Below are 18,975 nucleotides of genomic sequence, written 5' to 3' on the forward strand. Positions count from 1 at the left end.
CGCCCGCAGCGGACGATCCGAGCACCCTGCTGCGGGCGGCGCCCGAGAGCTGCGGGGAACCGGCGAGCGGCGGTCCGCGGCGATTCACGCCATGCCGAGGCCACGTCGCCCGTTCTCGTTGAGCTCCTCCTCGGTGAAGCGGCCCACCCAGTCGCGTTCGTAGTGCTCCGGCGGGAAGTCGGCCGGGCTGGAGCCGGTGCGGAAGGCCTCCCGCACGCTCTTCGCGTACTCCTCGTTGCGCGGGCACCACGGCGCGGCGGGGATGTACATGACGTTGCCCCAGCCCTGCTGGTCGGTCACGAGCGCGACGCTGTGGACCACGTCGCAGTGCCACCACACCGAGTCGCCCGCACGCACGTCCGGCATGCCGGTCAGCGCTTCCAGCAACGGTGCGTGCCACTTCTCGTTCACCGGGAAGGTCCGGCCCACGGTGACACCGCACATGTCGTCATCGGGCACCCCCGGCAACAGCGGGCGCAGCATCAGGTACGCCATGGCTTCCGGGATCGGCACCGTGTGCAGCACGCCCTGGTCGTGGTCCATGTCCGAAAGCGCCGTCCAACCCTGGAACGTCCGGAAGGCCGAACACATCGTGGACCCGGCGTACTGCGGTCCTTCCGTGCGGAAGGCCGGGTCCCAGGGGTCGTGCTCCTCGGCGGTGCCGTCGAAGAGGTGGCCGAAGGCCTGCTGGTAGTGGCGGGTCATCCACAGGTCGAGCGTGCCCGGGTCGGAGTGCGTGCCGAGCCCGCCGGAGTCGGTGCCCGGCGGGCGGCGCCGCACCCGGTCAGGGTAGATCGCGTTGCGGTCCGGGTCGAACCACCGCGCACCGTGCGACTCGTGCTTCCAGAAGGAGTTGAGGAACGACTGCACGCGGGCCATCCGGTCGCTCTGCCGGGCCTGCATCTGGGCGCGGGACCAGTAGATCGGGTAGATCTCGGGTGTGGAGTCCACGCTGGCGAAGAAGTCGTCGCCAGGCCCGGCGTAGTTCTCGAAGAACCGGTTCCGCTCGACGTAGTCGACGATGTCCGCATCCCAGTCCTGCGCCTGCTCCCGGTCGAAGTGGTTGCGCACGAGCAGGCAGCCGCGCCGGGCGATCTTGTCGCGCTGGGCGGTGCTCACGCTGCCGCCCGCGATGTCGGCGTAGTCGACGACCGGCCAGACGCTTTCGCCGCGTTCCCCGTCGGCCTGGATCTCGGCCACCCGTGCGGCGACGCGGTCCTCGACGGCGGCGAAGACCTCCTCGATGCTGCGGCCGGAGGCCTCGATGCGCGCTCGCAGCGCCGGCTTGACCCGCCGGATCGCCGCGGTCAGGTCCGCAGGGGTCGTCTCCCAGTGCGGCAGCTCCGGCACGGGCGTGTGGGCGAGGGTCATGTCGATCTCCTTTGAGTAGGAGTCCTAACTTATTCTGCACGGTAGCGCCTGGCCACACCTCGGGCAAGACTCCTGACTAAACTTCGGGCCATGGCGGCCGCCAAGCCCTCGCTGCAACTGCTGCGCTCGCTGACCGACGAGCACGTGCTCCGCACGCTCATGGCGGAGGGAGCGCTGACCAGGACCGACATCGCAGCACGCACGGGGATTTCCAAACCGACGATCTCGGAGAGCGTGCGCCGGCTGAGCGAGGCGGGCCTGGTGGTCGACACCGGGCAGCGCACGACGGGGCGCGGCCGCGCGGGTTCCTACTACACGCTCGCCGCCGACTGCGGGGCGGCGCTGGTTGCGACGATCCGGCCCTGCGGTGTTCTGACCGAGGTCGTGGACGCCTTCGGGCGGGTCGTCGCCGAGGCCGCGGAAGAACTGCCCAGCGCACTCAGCCCGACGGCCGCGGCCGAAGCACTCGCGGCTGCGGTTGCGACGTGCGCGCGAGCCAGCCGGCTCCGCTGCGCCGCGGTGAGCGTGGCGGACCCGGTCGACCGCGACACCGGCAGGGTCGTGCGGTTACCGGACGCGCCGTTCCTCGTCGGCGAACTGGACCCACCGGCCGTCCTGCAAGGCGTGGTGGACGGACCGGTACAGGTCGACAACGACGTGAACTGGGCGGCACGCGCCGAGCGCGAGGCGGGCTGCGCGGCCGGGATCGACGACTTCGCTTACGTCCACCTCGGGGAGGGCCTCGGCTGCGCCGTGGTCACCGACGGCGAAGTGCGCCGGGGACAGCACGGGCTCGCCGGGGAGATCGCCCATCTCAGCACGGCGGGGCCGAACGCCCGCGCCATGCCGCTGACCGAAGTGTTCGCCAGCCTCGACCTCCGCCGCGCCGGCTCCACCGCGATCGACGACAACGCGGTGCGCACTGCGATCACCGCGGGAGATGCGGCTGGTACCCGGATACGCGAGGTGCTCGCACGCGCCGTGTCCGGGGCGCTGTCGGCCGTGGTCGCACTCGTCGATCCACGTCTGGCGGTGATCGGTGGGACGTGGGGCACCGAACCCGCCATGCTGCAGGCGATCGAGGAGTGCTTCGACGCGGCGCCACGCACCGTCCCGATACGCCCGGCACAGCTCGACGCGCCCGAAGTCGCGGGGGCACGCGCCCAGGCCGTCGCGGAGTTGCGGGACCGCATCGTCGCCGCACCGCGATCGGCGTGAGGCCGGCCGTCGCCCGGTTGCGCCTTGTAGGGCGGCCGTGGAACGTCGTAAGTTCTGTGAAAAGTCGTTCACTCTCACGGAGAACTAGCCGAGGATCAGCCGCAGCAGCAAACCGGCGGTAGCCGGGCGGCGGAAGTCCAGCTGCGGCTCGGCCGCGTCAGCTGCTGTTTCGACCAGCGTGGGGAGGAATCGCGCATGCCGAGCAACGACGCCGGCGCCAGCGTGGCGTCCACCCGCCGGATGTCGCACGGGGAGCAGCTCGCCCGTGCCTCCCGACGCTTCCCGCAGCGAATCGCCTTCCAGCACGGCGACGTGCGACGGACTTACGCCGAGACGGACGAGCGCGTCACCCGCCTCGCCCGCGCACTGGCGGACCGGGGCGTGTCGCGGGGCGATCGAGTCGCGGTGCACATGACCAACCGGATCGAGGTGGTGGAGAGCTACCTCGCCGCCTGCCGCCTGGGTGCGATCGCGGTACCGATCAACTTCCGGCTCGTCGCGGACGAGGTCAACTACGTACTGGCCGACTCGGAACCCGCCGCACTGGTGGTGGACCACGAGATGGCCAGCACGGCCGCGGCCGCTCGCGCCGGCCTGTCCGGACTGCGCACCGTGCTGGTGACCGGCGGTGCGGAGGCCGAAGCGGGTCCGGGAGCCGAGCCCTACGAGCACGCCGTGGCGAACGCGAGCGCGGAACCGCTGGACATCGACGTGGCGGAGCACGAGCCCGCGTTCATCATGTACACCTCGGGCACCACCGGGCGCCCCAAGGGGGCGGTACTGTCCCACCTCAACCTCGCGATGAACAGCGCGAACATCATGATCACGCAAGGCATCTCCGGCGACGACGAAGTTTGGCTGTCCGGGTTGCCGCTGTTCCACATCGGCGGGTTGAACGGAATCCTGTTCTACCTGATGTCCGGGGGAACCTCGATCATCCTCCGGTCCGGCGGATTCGACGCGGCCGAGGTCGTGGACCTGATGGAGCGCGAGCAGGTCACGTCGTGCTACTTCGTGCCCACCCAGTGGAAGGAGATCTGCGCGGTCCCCGACATCCGCGAGCGGGATCTGGCGCTGCGCCGGATCTCCTGGGGTGCCGCGGTCGCGCCGCCGTCCGTGCTGGAGGCGATGGCCGAGACCTTTCCCGGAATCCCGAACTTCAACATGTTCGGCCAGACCGAGATGAGTTCGGTGACCTGCGTGCTGCGAGGTGAGGACGCGGTCCGCAAGATGGGCTCGGTCGGCAAACCCGTGGTGAACGTGGAAGCCCGAATCGTGGATGCCGAGGGGAACGACGTCGCAGACGGGGAGGTGGGCGAGATCGTGTACCGCGGCCCCACCGTGATGCAGGGCTACTGGCGCAACCCCGAAGCCACCGCGGACTCCTTCGCCGACGGGTGGTTCCACTCCGGCGATCTGTGCGTTCGCGAGGAGGAAGGCTTCATCCGGGTCGTCGACCGGAGCAAGGACATGATCGTCTCGGGTGGCGAGAACATCTACTGCGCCGAGGTGGAGGCCGCGATCGACAGCCACCCGAAGGTTTCCGAAGCGGCGGTGATCGGCGTGCCGCACCCCCGCTGGACGGAGACGCCCCGCGCCGTGGTGGTGCCGGTGGATCCGCACGACCCGCCCGGTGAGGACGAAGTGCTCGACCACTGCCGGCAGCGGCTCGCGTCGTACAAGAAACCCACGTCGGTGGTGGTCGCGGATGCGTTGCCGCGCAACGCTTCCGGAAAAGTGCAGAAGTTCCGGTTGCGCGAGCGGGCAGCGGACAGGCGGGTGTCGTGATAACTGGGTGGCGAGCGTTCAGGAGAGAAGATGGATTTCGAACTGCCCGATGAACTCAGCGAGCGCCTCGACGACCTGGATGCGTTCATCGACGAGGAGATTCGACCTCTGCAGGAGCAGGACGACAACGAGCGCTTCTTCGACCACCGGCGGGAGTACGCCCGGACCGATTTCGAGGCCGGCGGCACCCCTCGGCCGGAATGGGAGGCGCTCCTCGGGGAGATGTTCCGGCGCGCCGATGCCGCGGGCTGGTTGCGCTACGGGCTGCCGAAGGAAGTCGGTGGCAGCGGGGGCTCGAACCTGGACATGGCGGTGATCCGCGAACACCTGGCGCGCAAGGGTCTCGGGTTGCACAACGATTTGCAGAACGAGTCCTCCGTGGTCGGCAACTTCCCGTTCGTGCACATGTTCCTCGCGTCCGGCACGCAGGACCAACGCGAGGAGTTCATCGAGGACGTCATCACGCACCGCAAGCGCGTCGCCTTCGGCCTGACCGAACCGGAACACGGCAGCGACGCGACCTGGCTGGCAACCCGCGCCGTCCGCGACGGTGATGACTGGATCATCAACGGCGCCAAGCGGTTCAATTCGGGCATGCACTCGGCCACGCACGACGTGGTGTTCGCGCGCACGTCCGGATCGGACGGTGAGGCGCACGGCGTGACCGCGTTCATCGTGCCGACCGATGCGCCGGGCTTCTCGGTGGACTTCCACTGGTGGACGTTCAACATGCCCACCGATCACGCCGAGGTGACCCTGCAGGACGTCCGCGTGCCGGGTTCCGCCGTGTTCGGCGAGGTGGGCGGCGGTCTCGCGGTGGCCCAGCAGTTCGTGCACGAGAACCGGATCCGCCAGGCCGCTTCCGGGGTCGGTGCCGCGCAGTTCTGCATCGATCGCAGCGTCGAATACGCGTGCGAGCGCACCACGTTCGGCCAACCCCTGGCGAGCAAGCAGGCCGTGCAGTGGCCACTCGTCGAGCTGCAGACGGACGCCGAGCTGGTGCGCAACCTGGTGCGCAAGACGGCGTGGGAACTGGACCGCGTGGACCACCTGGAGATCAGCGACCGGGTCTCCATGTGCAACTACCGCGCGAACCGGCTGGTGTGCGAGGCGGCGGACCAGGCCATCCAGGTGCACGGCGGGATCGGCTACACCAGGCACGCCCCGTTCGAGCACATCTACCGGCACCACCGCCGCTACCGGATCACCGAGGGATCCGAGGAGATCCAGATGCGCAAGGTGGCGGGCTACCTGTTCGGGTACGCGGGTCCGCACAAGCGAGCAGCGAACCAACGGCAGGACACGGCATGACGGGCTTGCGCGCGCCGGGCGAGCTGAGCACGCGCCGGTGCTCCGGGAGTACTGGTGACCGCGATGAGTGACGCGGAGGAGCTGTCGGCCCAGCTCGCCAACAGGCTCGGTGAACTGTGGCGCACCCGGATCGGCATCAACGGTCTGCACCGGCTCAGCGGCGGGGCCAGTCGGCAGACCTGGGAGTTCGAAGCGCAGCCGGGCGGCGGTGAACCGGTGCGTCTGGTGTTGCGCCGCGACCCACCTGGCGAGGGCCGGCCGGAGTCGATGGCGCTGGAGGCTTCGGCGCTGCACGCCGCCGCCGAGGCCGGTGTACCGGTGCCGCAGCTGCTGGACCACGGCACCGACGAGGCCGTGCTGGGCGCGCCCTACGTGCTGACCGAGCACGTGGACGGGCAGACGATCCCGCGCCGCCTGCTGCGAGACCCGGAGTTCGCCGAGGTGCGGGACACGCTGGCCACCGAACTCGGACGGGTGATTGCCCGGGTGCACCAGGTCCCGGTCGGCTCGGTTCCCGGCCTCGACCGGCCCGATCCGCTCCAGGCCCTGGTGGAGACCTACGACTCGTTGGGCGAACCGCTGCCGTCGGTGGAGATCGCGCTGCACTGGCTGCGGGCCAACCGGCCGGAACCAGCGGCGGACACCGTGGTGCACGGCGACTTCCGCAACGGGAACCTGATCGTGCACCCGGACGGGCTGCGGGCCGTGCTGGACTGGGAACGGGTGCACCGGGGCGATCCGATGGAAGACCTCGGCTGGTTGTGCGTGAAAACCTGGCGGTTCGGCGCGGCACCGCCCGTGGGCGGTTTCGGCACCCTCGAGCAGCTGTTCGACGGCTACATCGAGGAGTCCGGCCACCGTCCGGACCCCGGTGCGGTGCACTGGTGGCAGGTGTACGGCACCGCGTCGTGGGCAGTGGGCTGTCGCAGGCAGGCCGAGCGCCACCTCGACGGCAGCACCCGGTCCGTGGAACTCGCCGCAGTGGGCCGCCGGGTGTGCGAGCAGGAACACGACCTGCTGCTCGCGCTCGGCGTCCCGGAAACGGGCACGCCGCAGCGCCCGGACCCGGCGCCGGTTTCGGACCTGCACGGCCAGCCGAGCACGACCGAGCTGGTGGCCGCGGTACGCGAATTCCTCCGCGAACAGGTGCAGCCCTCGACCGAAGGCTGGCTGAGCTTTCACACCCGTGTCGCGGCGAACGTGCTGGACACCGTGGAACGGGAGCTGGAGCTTGGTCCCGCGTTGGAACGGGGGCACGGCGAGCGGCTCGCCGCGCTCGGTTTCAACACGCAGGCCGAGCTCGCGAGCGCGTTGCGCACCGGCGAGCTCGCGCCCGACGACCCGGACGCGCTCGCTGCGGCGCGCGCGGCGGTCACCGACCGGCTGCTGGTGGCCAACCCGCGCTACTTCGACCACCCGAGCTGACCCTGCCACGTCCGGACCGTGCCGGGAAGTCCGGTCAACAACCACTTCCACCAACGCAGACCCACCGCGCACCCGAGGAGCAGGAGGGAAAAGCCCGATGCCCACGTCCGAACCACTCGTGCGAGCCGCCGTGGTCCAGGACGCGCCGGTCGCGTTCGACTTGGCGGCGACGTTGGACAAAGTCGACCGGCTCGCCGCGGACGCGGTCGGCGACGGCTGCGACCTGATGGTGTTTCCCGAGGCCTTCGTCGGCGCCTACCCGCGAGGCGTGACCTTCGGAGCGACCGTCGGGAACCGGAGCTCGGCGGGGCGGCGCCTCTACCGCGAGTACTGGGAGAACGCGATCGAGGTCCCCGGCCCGGCCACCGAACGCCTGGGCGCGGTCGCTGCGCGGCACGGCACGCACCTGGTCATCGGCGTGGTCGAACGGGACGGAGGGACGCTCTACTGCACCGCGCTGACCTTCAGCGCCGCGGGAGAGCTGCTGGGCAAGCACCGCAAGCTGATGCCCACCGGGGCCGAGCGGCTGGTGTGGGGATTCGGCGACGGATCGACCATGCCGGTGCACGAGACCACGATCGGTCGCATCGGCACCGTGATCTGCTGGGAGAACTACATGCCCGCGATGCGGATGCACATGTATTCCCAGGGCGTGCAGCTCTACTGCGCGCCGACCGCGGACCCGCGGGACAGCTGGGTGGCGAGCATGCAGCACATCGCCTGCGAAGGACGGTGCTTCGTGCTCGCTGCGAACCAGTTCGCCCGACGGTCGGATTATCCCGCGCACTACCCCCTCGATCCGGAACTGGCCAGTGATGCGGTGCTCAGCCGGGGAGCCTCGGTCGTCGTGGACCCGCTCGGTGAGATCCTCGCCGGGCCGGCGACGCAGGGGCCGACCGTGCTGCGGGCAGAGCTCGACCGGGGGCGCATCGCCGAGGGGACCTACGACTTCGACGCCACCGGCCACTACTCGCGCCCGGACGTCTTCCAACTGCACGTCGACCAACGCCCGCAACGACCGGTGACCACCTCGCACACCCCGAACACCGGCAGGACCGGCAGCGGTGAGGTCTGATCCGGCACGCTCACCGCGCCATGAGTTCCGCGAGCCCGCGGTCGATGAACGCGGCGGCATCGGGGTCGTATCCGAGACCGGCGAAGTGGCCGTAAATGCTGGGGATCACGCGGACCTCGCCGTGCGGGACGAACTGCACCCAGTGCTGTTCGTCCTCCGGAGGGAAGTACAGGTCGGTGCGGCACGGCATGTCGATCAGCGGGCAACGCACGGAGCGCAGCGCGGCCTCGGTGTCGCCGTCGAAGCCGGGCGTTCGCCCGACGTCGCCGGCGTTCCACACCTGCAGCATCGCGAGCAGGTTGTTGGGGTCGCGCCCGTCGAAGAAGAACGCCTCCCAAAAGCCGGTGAGGAACTCCTCGAGGTCCGAAAAGCCCAGGTCCCGATAGGACTGCTGCCAGTAGAAGGCTTGGGAGAGCCCCCAGCCGGCGTAGATGCGGGCGAAGGCGCGCAGGCCGGCGGTCGGGGGCTCGTCGGGATGGTAGCGGCCGCCGGCGAAGTCCTGGTCCGCGGTCAGGGCAGCACGCAGACCGGCCAGGAACACCTGGTTGTGCTCGCTGGTCTTCGGTGAGCCGCAGATGGGGGCGGCGCGGGCGACCATCTCGGGGTGGCTGACGGCCCACTGGTAAGTCTGCGCGGCGCCCATCGAAGAGCCGAGGACGAGCGCGAGTTCGGTGATGCCGAAGTGCGCGGTGATGAACGCGTGCTGGGCGGCTATCTGGTCGCGGAAGCTCAGCACGGGGAAGTCGGGCCCCCGAAACGGGTCGGGCGTGTTGCTCGGCGCGGAGGAGAGCCCGTTGCCCAGCTGGTTGGGCATGATGATGAAGTAGTGCTCCGGATCGAGGGTCCTGCCCGCACCGATCAACCACTCGTTCTCCGTGTGGTAAGCCGAGAACCAGGTCGGGAACAGCACGGCGTTGGACTTGTCGGCGTTGAGCGCGCCGAAGGTCTTGTACGCCAGCTTCGCCCCGGGCAGCGTCGTTCCACCGGCCAAGCGCAGGTCCCCGAGGTCGAAAGTTTCGAAGTCGGTGGGAGGCGGCATGTCGGTACCTCCTTCGGAGTAACGACGGTTCGGCGTCTCGCTCCGGGCCTCGGGACCGGTGCAGACCTCGGGCGGCATTCCGCACCGACCAGTCTCGCCGGCACCGAGCAACATCACCAACCGACGAAGCCCGGTGTGGTACGCGGCCGGTCCCACCTGCACTCCCCCGCAGCGTCGTCCTCGCAGCGCATCGGTCGCCGGGCAGGGCGCTCGCGGGCTGCGAGCTGGTGTTCCCGCCGGACGCGCCACCTCGTACGAGTTCGTCCGAGCTTGTCCGCGCTGCTGGCGCGCGGCAGCATGACGGGCAGCGCCCCAACGCGGTCCTGGCCGAGGAGGACCTCGACGCCTGCGGCTGCCGGAGCGCACGGCGCAGGCTCGCACCAGCGACGAGCAGGTCGTGGCCGCGGATCACTGCTGCGGTGGGAGGAAACGCTGATGGAGGTCATCGAGTACAGCCCTCGGCCCGAGCAGTACGCCTGGACCTTCGGCGGTGCGGCACCGACACATCGGGTCAAGCCCGGGTCGCTACTGCGGTTGTGGACGGAGGACGCGTTCTGCGGCCGACTGCGCCACGTTTCGGACGCGCCGAGCGCTGCGCTGAACCTGCCGTACGTCAATCCGCAGACCGGTCCGTTCCACGTGGAGGGGGCGGAACCGGGAGACACGCTGGCGCTGCACTTCGTCGACCTGTCCCCGGCGCGGGATTGGGGCGCTTCCACCACGATTCCCTTCTTCGGCGGGCTGACCAACACCCCGCGCACCGCGACGCTGCAGGATCCGCTGCCGGAACGCACCTGGATCTACCACGTGAACAGCCAGCGGCGGACCGTCGAGTTCGCCGCGCAGGCCAGCGGGCACCGGCTGGAGCTACCGATGGCCCCGATGCTCGGCACGGTCGGCGTCGCACCGGCCGGCGGTGAAGCCCGTTCTGCGCTGGTGCCGGACTCCTTCGGCGGCAACATGGACACGCCCGAAATGCGGGCCGGGGTCACCTGCTACCTCGGGGTCAACGTGGAGGGTGCCCTGTTCTCCGTCGGGGACGGCCACTACCGCCAAGGCGAGGGCGAGGCGTGCGGCACCGCGGTGGAGGGGGCGATGCACGCGACGGTGCTCGTCGAGCTCATCAAGGGCGGAGCCCCCGCGTGGCCCCGGCTGGAATCCGACGAGCACTTGATCGTGATCGGTTCCAGTCGGCCGCTGGAGGACGCCTGGCGTGCCAGCCAAGTCGAGATGATCACGTGGTTCGGCGAGCTGTGCGGTCTGGACAGGCTGGACGGTTACCAGCTGCTGACCCAGATCAGCCAGGCACCGCTGGCGAACGTGGTCGACGCGAACTACAGCGCCGCGACCAAGGTCGCCAAGGCGCTGCTGCCGGAAGCCGAGGCGTACGGCGGGATGCACCGGCACCTGCGCGAATTGGCTGCAACCATCACCTGACCCGACGGGGAGAAGTGGCCATGGATCTGCAACTGGACGGGCTGCGCGCCCTGGTCACCGGTGGCACCAGGGGAAACGGCCGCGCGATCGTGCGCACGCTGGCCGAGGAGGGCGCCTCGGTGGCGTTTTGCGCGCGCACCGAAGCGGACGTCACCGCGTGCACCGAACTGCTCGCCGGCGCGGGGCACGCGGTCAGCGGGCGCGCGGTTGACGTGGCCGACGAAGCCGGCCTGCGGCGGTGGGTCGACGACAGCGCCGCCGACCTCGGCGGACTGGACATCGTCGTGGCCAACGTCAGCGCGCTGGCGATCAGCGACGAGGAGCGGAACTGGCAGCGGAGTTTCGACGTGGACATGATGCACACCGTCCGGCTGGTCAACGCCGCGATGCCGCACCTGGAACGCAGTTCAGCGGGATCGATCGTGACGATCTCCAGCGTCTCCGGCCGGGAGGTCGACTTCGCAGCGGGACCGTACGGCACGTTCAAGGCCGCCCTGGTCCACTACACGCAGGGCCTGGCGCACCAGTTGGCGGGCAGGGGAATCCGCGCGAACAGCGTGTCACCCGGCAACACCTACTTCAAGGGCGGCATCTGGGGGAACATGGAGGCCGACGACCCGGAGTTCTTCCAGCACGCGCTGTCGCTCAACCCCACCGGCCGGATGGCTACCCCCGAGGAGGTGGCGCGCAGCGTAGCGTTCATCGCCAGCCCCGCGGCCAGTTTCACCACCGGGTCCAACCTCCTCGTGGACGGCGCGCTGACCAGGGGAGTGCAGTTCTGACTCCGCTGCGGAGCGTCCACTTCGGCTACTGCTGCTCCCCCGCCTCGCACTGGGTGAACGGCAGCACGAGCCGGGACGGGCGGGCGTCGCGGTGCTGTTCCCGCACCTCCTGGCCGAGGCGGAAAGAACCGTGCGGACACCGCGGCAGGCGGCAATACTGTCGCCATGGCAACCGATCTCGCAGCAGCCGAAAAGCTCGCCGCCCGGGACAACCACCTGGCCGTCGTGGCAACCACCCGCGCGGACGGAAGCATCCAGTCGTCGGTGGTCAACGCGGGAATCCTCCGGCATCCGGTGAGTGACCGCCCCGTCGCTGCTTTCACCACCTACGGGCGTGCCAAGCTCGCTCACCTGCGCGCCCGGCCGCGCACGGCGCTGACCTTCCGCGCGAGCTGGTCGTGGATCACCGTCGAGGGGAGCGCGGACATCGCCGGGCCCGCAGATCCGCTGGAGGGCGTGGACGCCGAGCGCCTGCGGCTGCTGCTGCGCGAGATCTTCACCGCCGCGGGCGGTGAGCACGACGACTGGCAGGAGTACGACCGGGTGATGGCCCGTGAACAGCGGGCCGCCGTGCTGGTCACTCCGGAGCGGGTCTACGGCGTGTGATCCCGCGGACACGCGCCACCCGTCGACGGGGCCGTTCCGATGAGGCGTCCCGGCGTCGACGCGCAGCTCCGCGGCAGCGCTGTCCCGCGCCTGCTCTCCCCAGCGCTCCACCGCAGCACCACCCCCGGCACGACCATCGCGTCCGCCGGGCAACGAGCCACCGCCACCACGGCGAAGTCGGGCCCGGGGCTCGCCGAGCGAGCCCCGGGCCTGCGCATGCGGCCGGTGCACCTGCTCCGCCGCTCGGAGCGCGGAGGTGCACCGGCCGCAAGGCCGAACCGTGCGAGGCCCGGCACTCATCCGCGGGCCGGATGCGGTGAACGATCGGTGCTGATCACCGCAGCGGTCCGGGATCGGTTCGGGCCGCGGTTCAGCCCCGCTCCTGGCCGGGCTCGTAGCGCCCGTCCCGCGCTGCCGCGTTGAGCTGCGCGCGGTGGGCCAGCGTCTCCTGCGCCCGCTGCACGTTCTCGCTCTTGCCCGCCCACTCGTGCAGTGCGGGTGCGAGCAGCCCGCGGCCGAAGGAGAAGGTGGCCTGCCACGGCAACGGGGCGCGCTGGTTGATCGCGTTCAGGTTGACGGTGGCCGTCTCGTCGCTCTGACCACCGGAGAGGAACGCGATCCCCGGCACCGCCGGTGGCACCGTGCGCTGCAGCGCACGCACCGTCGCGTCGGCGATCTCGCCCTCGCTGGGCTGCACGGGGTTGCCCTTGCCCGCAACGACCATGTTCGGCTTGAGGATCATCGACTCGAACTCGACGCCCTGGCCGGCCAGCTCGTCGAACACCCGCCGCAGCGTGCTGGTGGTGGCTTCCTCAGCAGCCTCCAACGAGTGGTCCCCGTCCATGAGCACCTCGGGCTCGACCATCGGAACCAGCCCCGCCTCCTGCGACAGGGCGGCGTAGCGGGCGAGGGCGTGCGCGTTGGCGTGCATGGCCCGCGGACTCGGGCGCTGTTCGCCGATGTCGAGGACGGCACGCCACTTGGTGAACTTCATCCCGAGCTGCGCGTACTCCTCGAGGCGCTCCCGAAGTCCGTCCAGCCCCTCGGTGACCTTCTCCTCAGCGCTGCCAGCCAGCGGCTTCGCGCCCTTGTCGACCTTGATGCCGGGGGTGACGCCGTTGTCGATCGCGAGCTGGTACAGCGGAGTGCCGTCCTGCGACGTCTGCCGGACCGTCTCGTCGAAGAGGATCACGCTGCTGATCCAGTCACCGAGCTTCGGGGTGGACACGATCAGCTCCCGGTACTGCCTGCGCACCTCCTCGGTGGTGTCGAGACCTTCGCCCTGGAGCCGCTTGTTCATCGTGCCGGTGCTCTCATCGGCGGCGAGGATCCCCTTGCCGGGCGCCACCATCTGCTGCGCGGCAAGCCGCATGTCCTCCCTCGGCATGTGCTCTCCTCCTGCGGTGTTGTCACGGCGACGACGCACCTGCGTCGGTGCAGGTGCGTCGTCGAGGGTATTGGCTTGTTTACCAGAATCAGCGCACCCCGGCTGCCGGTGACCACCGCCCCGCCGGGCCCACTGCTGCCCCGCTCGCGGAATTGCCGTGTCACCCGGTCGGCGAAACCCGCCGGTACCTGCCCGCGGAGCAGGCGATGACGGGGCACCAGCAAAGCAGGTTGATCGGGACGAACCCCGCTTGCGCTGGGCGTTCTCGGCAGCCGTGGATCGGCGCGCGCACCGGCACGGGCCGCGGATGTGCCCGGTGCCCGTCCGCTCACCCCGGGCACGGCCGCATCGACTGAACCGTTCCCGTTCTGCGGAAGGGCCGAGAGCAGCGATCGGCTCCCCGCGGCGGAAACCGCTTCGTGGCAGTCGCGCACCGGACGGAGCACCGCCGAGCACCGCAACCGCGCGGTGGTCCTTCGCGGCGGGCCTTCGTCACGAGGACACGTAGTAGCTGCCGTTCATGCCGTCGACGAGCACGCGGAGCTGTCGTCCCCGGTGCACCAACGGAACCACCCAGTTGGGTTTCCACACGCGGTCGATGACCCCGGCCTGCTGGAGAACACCGGGATCGAGCAGACGCCGACCCCGCAGCAGCTGGGTCGACACGGCCGCCGTGGCGCGGCGGACGGCTTCAACGGTGGTGATGTCGCCGCTGGGGCCGGGAAAGCCGTCGTGCCGTTCGAGTTCCGGCCACGGCTCGGTGAGGTAGGTGCGGCCTCCGACGGCGTCGACGAGGGCGTGGACGCGGCGGGACGGCGAAGTGCCGGACGCCCGACGCCGGAACAGGCCCCTCCTGGTCCGGATCACATCGAAGGCGACGGCGACGAACGGGTGGTAGTGCAGTTCGGCGTCGGCGACCTGCGCGCGCGGTGCACGTCGTGCGCACAGGTCGACCGCCTCCTGCGCCGGGACGCGGACGGGCAGTGCGCGGGCCGTCATCGCGGGGGCACCTGTCCGGCCAGGTCGTGGTTCTGGTCGGCCAGCATGCCGGCCGGGATCGCACCTGCCCTGCCCGCTTCCGCGACCGCCTCCCGCACGCGCGGCGGTACCGGGTGGGACCGGGCGGTGACGAGGCTGCCGATGACCATGGCCAATGTGGACGCCAGAATTCCGACCGCCATCGCGTCGATGCCGAGCAGGGAGTCGAGGCCGGCGGCGATCCAGAGGACCACCGCGGCGGTGCCGGCGACCATCGAGCTGACGGCTCCGACGGTGTTGGCCCGCGGCCACCACGCGGCGGCGACGTAGGCGGGCACGAACGCCGCCCCGAGGATCGTGGTGGCGAAGATGACCACCGCGGCCACCGCGGGCGGGTCGTTCACCGCGATGAGATATCCGACAGTTCCCAGCACCAGCACGGTGATGCGCGAGACCCACACCCGCTGCCGCTGCGTGAGGTCGGCCCTGACGAACCGCGCGAAGAGGTCGTGGCTGGCGATCGTGCCGCCCTGCAGCAGCAGCGCGTCGGCGGTGGACATGATCGCGGCCATGATCGCCGCCATGACGATGCCGACGGCGAAGTCGGGCAGGACGGCGTCGGCGGTGGCGAAGATCGCCAGCTCCGGGTTCGCCAGGCCCGGCACCACCACCAGGGCGAGCACACCGACGACGTAGGGAGCGGGGATGAAGAGCAGGTTGAAGACCATCGAGTAGACCCCGGCCATCCGCGCCTCCCCGGGCCTCCTCATGGCCATGTGGCTGACCACGACGTGCGGCCAGCCCATGTAGCCGATGGAGAACACCAGCAGCGCGCCGAGCACCAGGCCCCACTCGCCCTGGTGCTGCAGGCCCCGCCCCCACATCGTCAGCAGGGTCTCGTCGATGTCGGCGACCTTCCGGTGGCCCGCGGTGGGCCCGCCCACCGCGGTCAGCGTCGCGATGAGGATCCACAGCACGCCGACGAGCATGACGATGGCCTGCACGAAGTCGGTGTAGGCGACGGCGAGGTAACCACCGAGGAAGGTGTAGAGCACGATGATGCCGATGGCGGCCAGCAGCGCCGCCGGGTACGGCACGCCGGTGACCATCTCCAGGCCGCGCCCGCCCGCGATGAACTGCGAGAGCACGTAGAAGAACAGGCAGAACAGGGCGATGGCGGCCGCGACGATCCGCGTCCACCGCGACGGGTACCGGTGCTCCAGGTACTCGATGGAGGTGATCGACCCCAGGATCTGGGAGAGCTTGCGCATCCGCCGGCCGAGGACGGACAGGTTGAGGATGCCGCCGCCCAGATCGCCGAGCGCGTACCACATCCCGAAGTATCCCTGGGTGTACGCCAGGGAGCCGGCCCCCAGGAACATGTAGCCCGACATCGACGAGCTCTGCAGGCGCAGTGCCGTGACGGGCGCTCCCAGCGTGCGGCCGCCGAGGAGGTAGTCCTCGGCCCCGCCGGAGCCCATCCGCATGGTGGCGACACCGATGCCCGCCATCGCGGCGAAGTACAGGATGAGGAAGAGGAGTTCGGTGCTCACCGGTGACCCCCTTCGTCCTCGCGCTTCCAGTGGCGGGTGCGCCACACGAACACGGCCGTGTAGAGCACCCAGAACAGCGCGACCCCGGCGATCACGGCGACCGTGGTGATCGGCAGCCCCAACATGGCCAGGTCCCTCCACGTGTCCGTCTGCGGCGGAGGGGACTCGTCGATGCTGGCCGGTCCGCGGTTGAGCTCCCCTTCGCCGATGGCACCGATCCCCCTCGATCACGCGCATCCTAGAGCGCGGTGCGATCCGCGCGTCAATGAGCGGATTTCGGTGAGCGGTCCACTCCCACCGCGCGAAGTCCGCACTTCGGGCGGAGTCGTCGGACCGGCGCTCCCGCGCCGAACCGATCGACCGCAACGCCGAGATCCGTTGCTACCTGCGCGATCCCGATGGCCACCTCGGCGCAGTCCGGTTTCGCCGGTGCCGCGGTGGCAGCTCCGCCCCTGGAACTGCGCCGTGCGCTCGCGGTCGTGCTCGCACGTCAGGGGACGCGGCCGACGGCGCACCACCCGCAGCCGCGGACCTCCTCCCCCTCGTCGGCGTCACCCTCGTCCGGCTGCCAGTCCGGCAGCGACACCACACCGGGCGAGAGCAGCTCCGTCTCGGCGAACCAGGTGCGGATCTCGTCGTGACCGCGCAAGTATCCGGGGTTTTGCGTGTCCTGGTACGCCTCGGCGAATCGCTGCAGCTGGTCGTGCTGCTCCTGCGGGGCGGTGTCGTTGGCGATGTGCGAGATCGCCACCCAGCTGCCCGAGGCCAGGCGCTGATGATAGCCGGCGATGATGGCAGGCACGTCGTCCTCACCGCCGACGAAGTGCAGCACGGCCACCATCAGCACGCACACCGGCCGGTCGAAATCGATGAGCCGACGCACTTCCCCGGAGGCGAGCACCCGTTCGGGACGGCGCATGTCGTCTTCCACCACGCCGACCCAGTGTTGAGCTCCCTCCTTTTCAAGGATGAGGTTCGCATGGGCGGCCGCGACCGGCTCGTTGTCCACGTAGACCACACGAGCGCCCGGGTCGTCGCACCGCTCGGCAACCACCTCGTGCACGGCCCCGGCAGTGGGCACTCCAGCTCCCAGGTCGAGGAACTGGGTGATGCCCGCGTCCAGCGCGGCGCGGACGACCCGCCGCAGCCACATGCGGTTGTGCCGTGCCAGTTTCGGTATCAGCGGGAACGTGGCCATCGCCTTCCGACCGAACTCCCGGTCCACGGCCCAGTTGCACAGCCCGCCCAGGTACCAGTCGTACACCCGCGCCGCGCTCGGCCGCGACAGGTCCACCCCAGCAGGCGCTTCCGGAGTGTGCGCACCGGTCATCGCAACCACCTCCATACCCGATCGTGATCACCGAACACAGTAGTACGACTCCGCTGCGGACAGAACACGCTGCGGCATCACCTGTCCGCCCGCGGTGTCCTCACCCGCACCGAACCGGTCACCGGCATCGGGGAAGTTCGAGTGGATCACCCGGAGATCTGGCCGCGTTCTCGGTCGTTCAGCTCGGAGGGTGGATGCCGTACCGGGCGATCTTGCGGTAGATGGTGGCCCGGCTCAGACCGAGGACTTCGGCAGCGCGGGTGATGGTGGTTCCCGGAGTGGTGAGGCATCTGGCGATCTCGTCGCGTTCGACGGTTTCGATCCGCGTCAGCGTGCGGCTCGGTCCGCACAGCACTTCGGGAGCCAGGTGGTGCGCGTCGATGACATCGCGCCGAACTGCGGCTTCCCGGGCGATCCTGCGCAGCTGTTCGGCGTTTCCCGGCCAGTGGTAGGTACGCAGCGCGCGGGCTGCCGCCGACGTGAACCGGACCTCGCGGCCGCGTGCTTTCCCGCCGAAGTGCTGCGCCAGCGGGACGATGTCATCCGGACGTCGGCGCAGCGGCGGGAGCTCCACGACTGCGTCGACGAGGCGCGCCAGTTCCGCCGGGATCGTGCCCGCTTCGCGGGCGGTGACGGTGAGTGGTCGCCGCGCTTGTGCCCGCACGGTTGCCGCGATCTCCGCGACACCCCGTGATGGCAGGGCATCCACGTTCGCGACGATGGCACTGGTGTTGTCCTTGCCCAGTTCGCGAGGCCACAACGACAGCCACGATTCGATATCGCGCGGATCCGGCGGCCGGGCGTTCAGGATGCGGTCGCGGGGAAGCGCGCGGCGCAGGGCCGTGGCGAGCAGAACCGTCTTGCCGCTGCCGGGCTCACCGGTGACTCCGACCGACAGTCCCGCGGTCAGCGCCGTTTCGACTTCGGTCAACGAGGCTCGCCAGGTTTCCGACAGCTGCGGTACGGGTGCGCACTGGGAGTGCGCCGTGGACACTTGGAAGACCTCGCCGCGAGGGGTGGGGCGGGGTTCTCCACCGCGGTCGCGGGCCAGCAGCAGTGCCGAGGTGTGCCCGGCAGCGGTCTCGGCCAGCGCCAGCAGCAGGCCCGCGGCCCGCTGCGACCAGGTGGTCAGGTTGATGCTGCCGAGCAACCACCCGTGCACGGGATCCAGGACAGGTGCCGCCGCGCAGGTGTAGCGCCACAGGCCCGTGCAGTAGTGCTCGTCACCGCGGACCAGCGAGGAGGCCCGGTCCGCCAGCGCGACGCCGAGCCCGTTGGTCCCGGCTTCCCGCTCGGAGAAGGCGAAACCGGGGGCCAAGTAGGTGTTGTCGAGGGCCTCGACGAGCGCGCGGTCGTGGCAGGTGCGGCTGAGCACGTGCCCGTCGTGGTCGGTCAACATCGCGCTGACCGGCTCGCCCGCGAGCCGGTCCTCCAGACCGCCGAGGACCTCCTGCCCGCACCGGAAGAACAGCGATTCGTCGTCGACGGAACCGATGTAGACCGGGGCGATCTGCTCGATTGGCGCCCCGTAGTCCTCGCTGCGCTGCCAGGAAGCGGACAGCCGCGGCGTGGGCGCGACCGGGGTGCCGCCCGTGCGAGTGCTGCGGGTGGGCTCGTCCATGCGCACCTCCTCGTACGCTCGCCAGCACCTGTCCAGGTTGTGGCACGGCTCGCT

Annotated in this window: 16 protein-coding genes; 8 read left to right on the forward strand and 8 right to left on the reverse strand. The window is 70.3% G+C overall.

Annotation, left to right across the window (positions count from 1 at the left end):
• Positions 1 to 84 precede the first annotated feature (84 nt).
• Positions 85 to 1,371: a DUF1479 domain-containing protein gene (locus tag ACVGV2_RS12015; RefSeq protein ID WP_459162463.1), complete on the reverse strand. Its 1,287-nt coding sequence runs from the start codon at positions 1,369 to 1,371 to the stop codon at positions 85 to 87.
• 90 nt (positions 1,372 to 1,461) lie between these two features.
• Here ACVGV2_RS12015 and ACVGV2_RS12020 point away from each other — a divergent pair, with 90 nt between their 5' ends.
• From ACVGV2_RS12020 to ACVGV2_RS12040, 5 genes are all read left to right on the forward strand, one after another.
• Entirely contained in the window at positions 1,462 to 2,589 is a 1,128-nt protein-coding gene (locus tag ACVGV2_RS12020; protein WP_459162464.1) for an ROK family transcriptional regulator, read from the forward strand.
• 195 nt (positions 2,590 to 2,784) lie between these two features.
• Positions 2,785 to 4,377 carry a long-chain-fatty-acid--CoA ligase gene (locus ACVGV2_RS12025; RefSeq protein WP_459162465.1) on the forward strand — a complete coding sequence of 531 codons (1,593 nt, stop codon included), beginning with the start codon at positions 2,785 to 2,787 and terminating at the stop codon, positions 4,375 to 4,377.
• A gap of 30 nt (positions 4,378 to 4,407) precedes the next feature.
• Positions 4,408 to 5,688: an acyl-CoA dehydrogenase family protein gene (locus tag ACVGV2_RS12030; RefSeq protein WP_459162466.1), complete on the forward strand. Its 1,281-nt coding sequence runs from the start codon at positions 4,408 to 4,410 to the stop codon at positions 5,686 to 5,688.
• Positions 5,689 to 5,751: 63 nt separating this feature from the next.
• Positions 5,752 to 7,113, forward strand: coding sequence for a phosphotransferase family protein (locus tag ACVGV2_RS12035; protein WP_459165969.1), 1,362 nt, complete (start codon positions 5,752 to 5,754; stop codon positions 7,111 to 7,113).
• Between the two features lie 97 nt (positions 7,114 to 7,210).
• Positions 7,211 to 8,188, forward strand: coding sequence for a carbon-nitrogen hydrolase family protein (locus ACVGV2_RS12040; RefSeq protein WP_459162467.1), 978 nt, complete (start codon positions 7,211 to 7,213; stop codon positions 8,186 to 8,188).
• 10 nt (positions 8,189 to 8,198) lie between these two features.
• Here the strand turns inward: ACVGV2_RS12040 and ACVGV2_RS12045 are convergent, their stop codons facing one another.
• Entirely contained in the window at positions 8,199 to 9,227 is a 1,029-nt protein-coding gene (locus ACVGV2_RS12045; protein WP_459162468.1) for an alpha/beta fold hydrolase, read from the reverse strand.
• A gap of 435 nt (positions 9,228 to 9,662) precedes the next feature.
• Here ACVGV2_RS12045 and ACVGV2_RS12050 point away from each other — a divergent pair, with 435 nt between their 5' ends.
• The 3 genes from ACVGV2_RS12050 (at position 9,663) to ACVGV2_RS12060 (ending at position 12,052) form a co-directional block, all read left to right on the forward strand.
• The gene (locus ACVGV2_RS12050; RefSeq protein WP_459162469.1) at positions 9,663 to 10,664 is read left to right on the forward strand and encodes an acetamidase/formamidase family protein; all 1,002 of its coding nucleotides are present in this window, start codon (positions 9,663 to 9,665) and stop codon (positions 10,662 to 10,664) included.
• 20 nt (positions 10,665 to 10,684) lie between these two features.
• Positions 10,685 to 11,446 (forward strand): SDR family NAD(P)-dependent oxidoreductase, encoded by a 762-nt coding sequence (locus ACVGV2_RS12055; protein WP_459162470.1) that lies wholly within the window; start codon positions 10,685 to 10,687, stop codon positions 11,444 to 11,446.
• Between the two features lie 165 nt (positions 11,447 to 11,611).
• Positions 11,612 to 12,052, forward strand: coding sequence for a TIGR03618 family F420-dependent PPOX class oxidoreductase (locus ACVGV2_RS12060; protein ID WP_459162471.1), 441 nt, complete (start codon positions 11,612 to 11,614; stop codon positions 12,050 to 12,052).
• A 370-nt stretch (positions 12,053 to 12,422) separates the two neighbouring features.
• Here the strand turns inward: ACVGV2_RS12060 and ACVGV2_RS12065 are convergent, their stop codons facing one another.
• The 6 genes from ACVGV2_RS12065 to ACVGV2_RS12090 form a co-directional block, all read right to left on the reverse strand.
• Positions 12,423 to 13,439: a class I fructose-bisphosphate aldolase gene (locus ACVGV2_RS12065; protein ID WP_459162472.1), complete on the reverse strand. Its 1,017-nt coding sequence runs from the start codon at positions 13,437 to 13,439 to the stop codon at positions 12,423 to 12,425.
• A 492-nt stretch (positions 13,440 to 13,931) separates the two neighbouring features.
• On the reverse strand, positions 13,932 to 14,438 hold the full coding sequence (locus ACVGV2_RS12070) for a hypothetical protein (protein WP_459162473.1): 507 nt from the start codon (positions 14,436 to 14,438) through the stop codon (positions 13,932 to 13,934).
• Positions 14,435 to 15,970 (reverse strand): sodium/proline symporter, encoded by a 1,536-nt coding sequence (locus tag ACVGV2_RS12075; protein WP_459162474.1) that lies wholly within the window; start codon positions 15,968 to 15,970, stop codon positions 14,435 to 14,437. The genes ACVGV2_RS12070 and ACVGV2_RS12075 overlap by 4 nt, the downstream gene beginning before the upstream one ends.
• The gene (locus tag ACVGV2_RS12080) at positions 15,967 to 16,095 is read right to left on the reverse strand and encodes a hypothetical protein (protein WP_459162475.1); all 129 of its coding nucleotides are present in this window, start codon (positions 16,093 to 16,095) and stop codon (positions 15,967 to 15,969) included. The genes ACVGV2_RS12075 and ACVGV2_RS12080 overlap by 4 nt, the downstream gene beginning before the upstream one ends.
• A gap of 365 nt (positions 16,096 to 16,460) precedes the next feature.
• A complete protein-coding gene (locus ACVGV2_RS12085; RefSeq protein ID WP_459162476.1) occupies positions 16,461 to 17,300 on the reverse strand; it encodes an SAM-dependent methyltransferase in 840 nt (279 codons plus the stop codon).
• Positions 17,301 to 17,478: 178 nt separating this feature from the next.
• Positions 17,479 to 18,921, reverse strand: a complete 1,443-nt coding sequence (locus ACVGV2_RS12090) for an AAA-type ATPase lid domain-containing protein (RefSeq protein ID WP_459162477.1) — start codon at positions 18,919 to 18,921, stop codon at positions 17,479 to 17,481.
• Positions 18,922 to 18,975 lie beyond the last annotated feature (54 nt).

The organism is Bounagaea algeriensis, from assembly GCF_054491375.1.

Excerpts from the sequence above, each read along its gene's own strand:
- ACVGV2_RS12040 (WP_459162467.1), top strand. The coding sequence starts at position 7,211 with ATGCCCACGTCCGAACCACTCGTGCGAGCCGCCGTGGTCCAGGACGCG.
- ACVGV2_RS12050 (WP_459162469.1), top strand. The coding sequence starts at position 9,663 with ATGGAGGTCATCGAGTACAGCCCTCGGCCCGAGCAGTACGCCTGGACC.
- ACVGV2_RS12020 (WP_459162464.1), top strand. The coding sequence starts at position 1,462 with ATGGCGGCCGCCAAGCCCTCGCTGCAACTGCTGCGCTCGCTGACCGAC.
- ACVGV2_RS12045 (WP_459162468.1), bottom strand. The coding sequence starts at position 9,227 with ATGCCGCCTCCCACCGACTTCGAAACTTTCGACCTCGGGGACCTGCGC.
- ACVGV2_RS12025 (WP_459162465.1), top strand. The coding sequence starts at position 2,785 with ATGCCGAGCAACGACGCCGGCGCCAGCGTGGCGTCCACCCGCCGGATG.
- ACVGV2_RS12065 (WP_459162472.1), bottom strand. The coding sequence starts at position 13,439 with ATGCCGAGGGAGGACATGCGGCTTGCCGCGCAGCAGATGGTGGCGCCC.
- ACVGV2_RS12060 (WP_459162471.1), top strand. The coding sequence starts at position 11,612 with ATGGCAACCGATCTCGCAGCAGCCGAAAAGCTCGCCGCCCGGGACAAC.
- ACVGV2_RS12055 (WP_459162470.1), top strand. The coding sequence starts at position 10,685 with ATGGATCTGCAACTGGACGGGCTGCGCGCCCTGGTCACCGGTGGCACC.
- ACVGV2_RS12030 (WP_459162466.1), top strand. The coding sequence starts at position 4,408 with ATGGATTTCGAACTGCCCGATGAACTCAGCGAGCGCCTCGACGACCTG.
- ACVGV2_RS12080 (WP_459162475.1), bottom strand. The coding sequence starts at position 16,095 with ATGTTGGGGCTGCCGATCACCACGGTCGCCGTGATCGCCGGGGTCGCG.
- ACVGV2_RS12090 (WP_459162477.1), bottom strand. The coding sequence starts at position 18,921 with ATGGACGAGCCCACCCGCAGCACTCGCACGGGCGGCACCCCGGTCGCG.
- ACVGV2_RS12085 (WP_459162476.1), bottom strand. The coding sequence starts at position 17,300 with ATGACCGGTGCGCACACTCCGGAAGCGCCTGCTGGGGTGGACCTGTCG.
- ACVGV2_RS12070 (WP_459162473.1), bottom strand. The coding sequence starts at position 14,438 with ATGACGGCCCGCGCACTGCCCGTCCGCGTCCCGGCGCAGGAGGCGGTC.
- ACVGV2_RS12035 (WP_459165969.1), top strand. The coding sequence starts at position 5,752 with ATGAGTGACGCGGAGGAGCTGTCGGCCCAGCTCGCCAACAGGCTCGGT.
- ACVGV2_RS12015 (WP_459162463.1), bottom strand. The coding sequence starts at position 1,371 with ATGACCCTCGCCCACACGCCCGTGCCGGAGCTGCCGCACTGGGAGACG.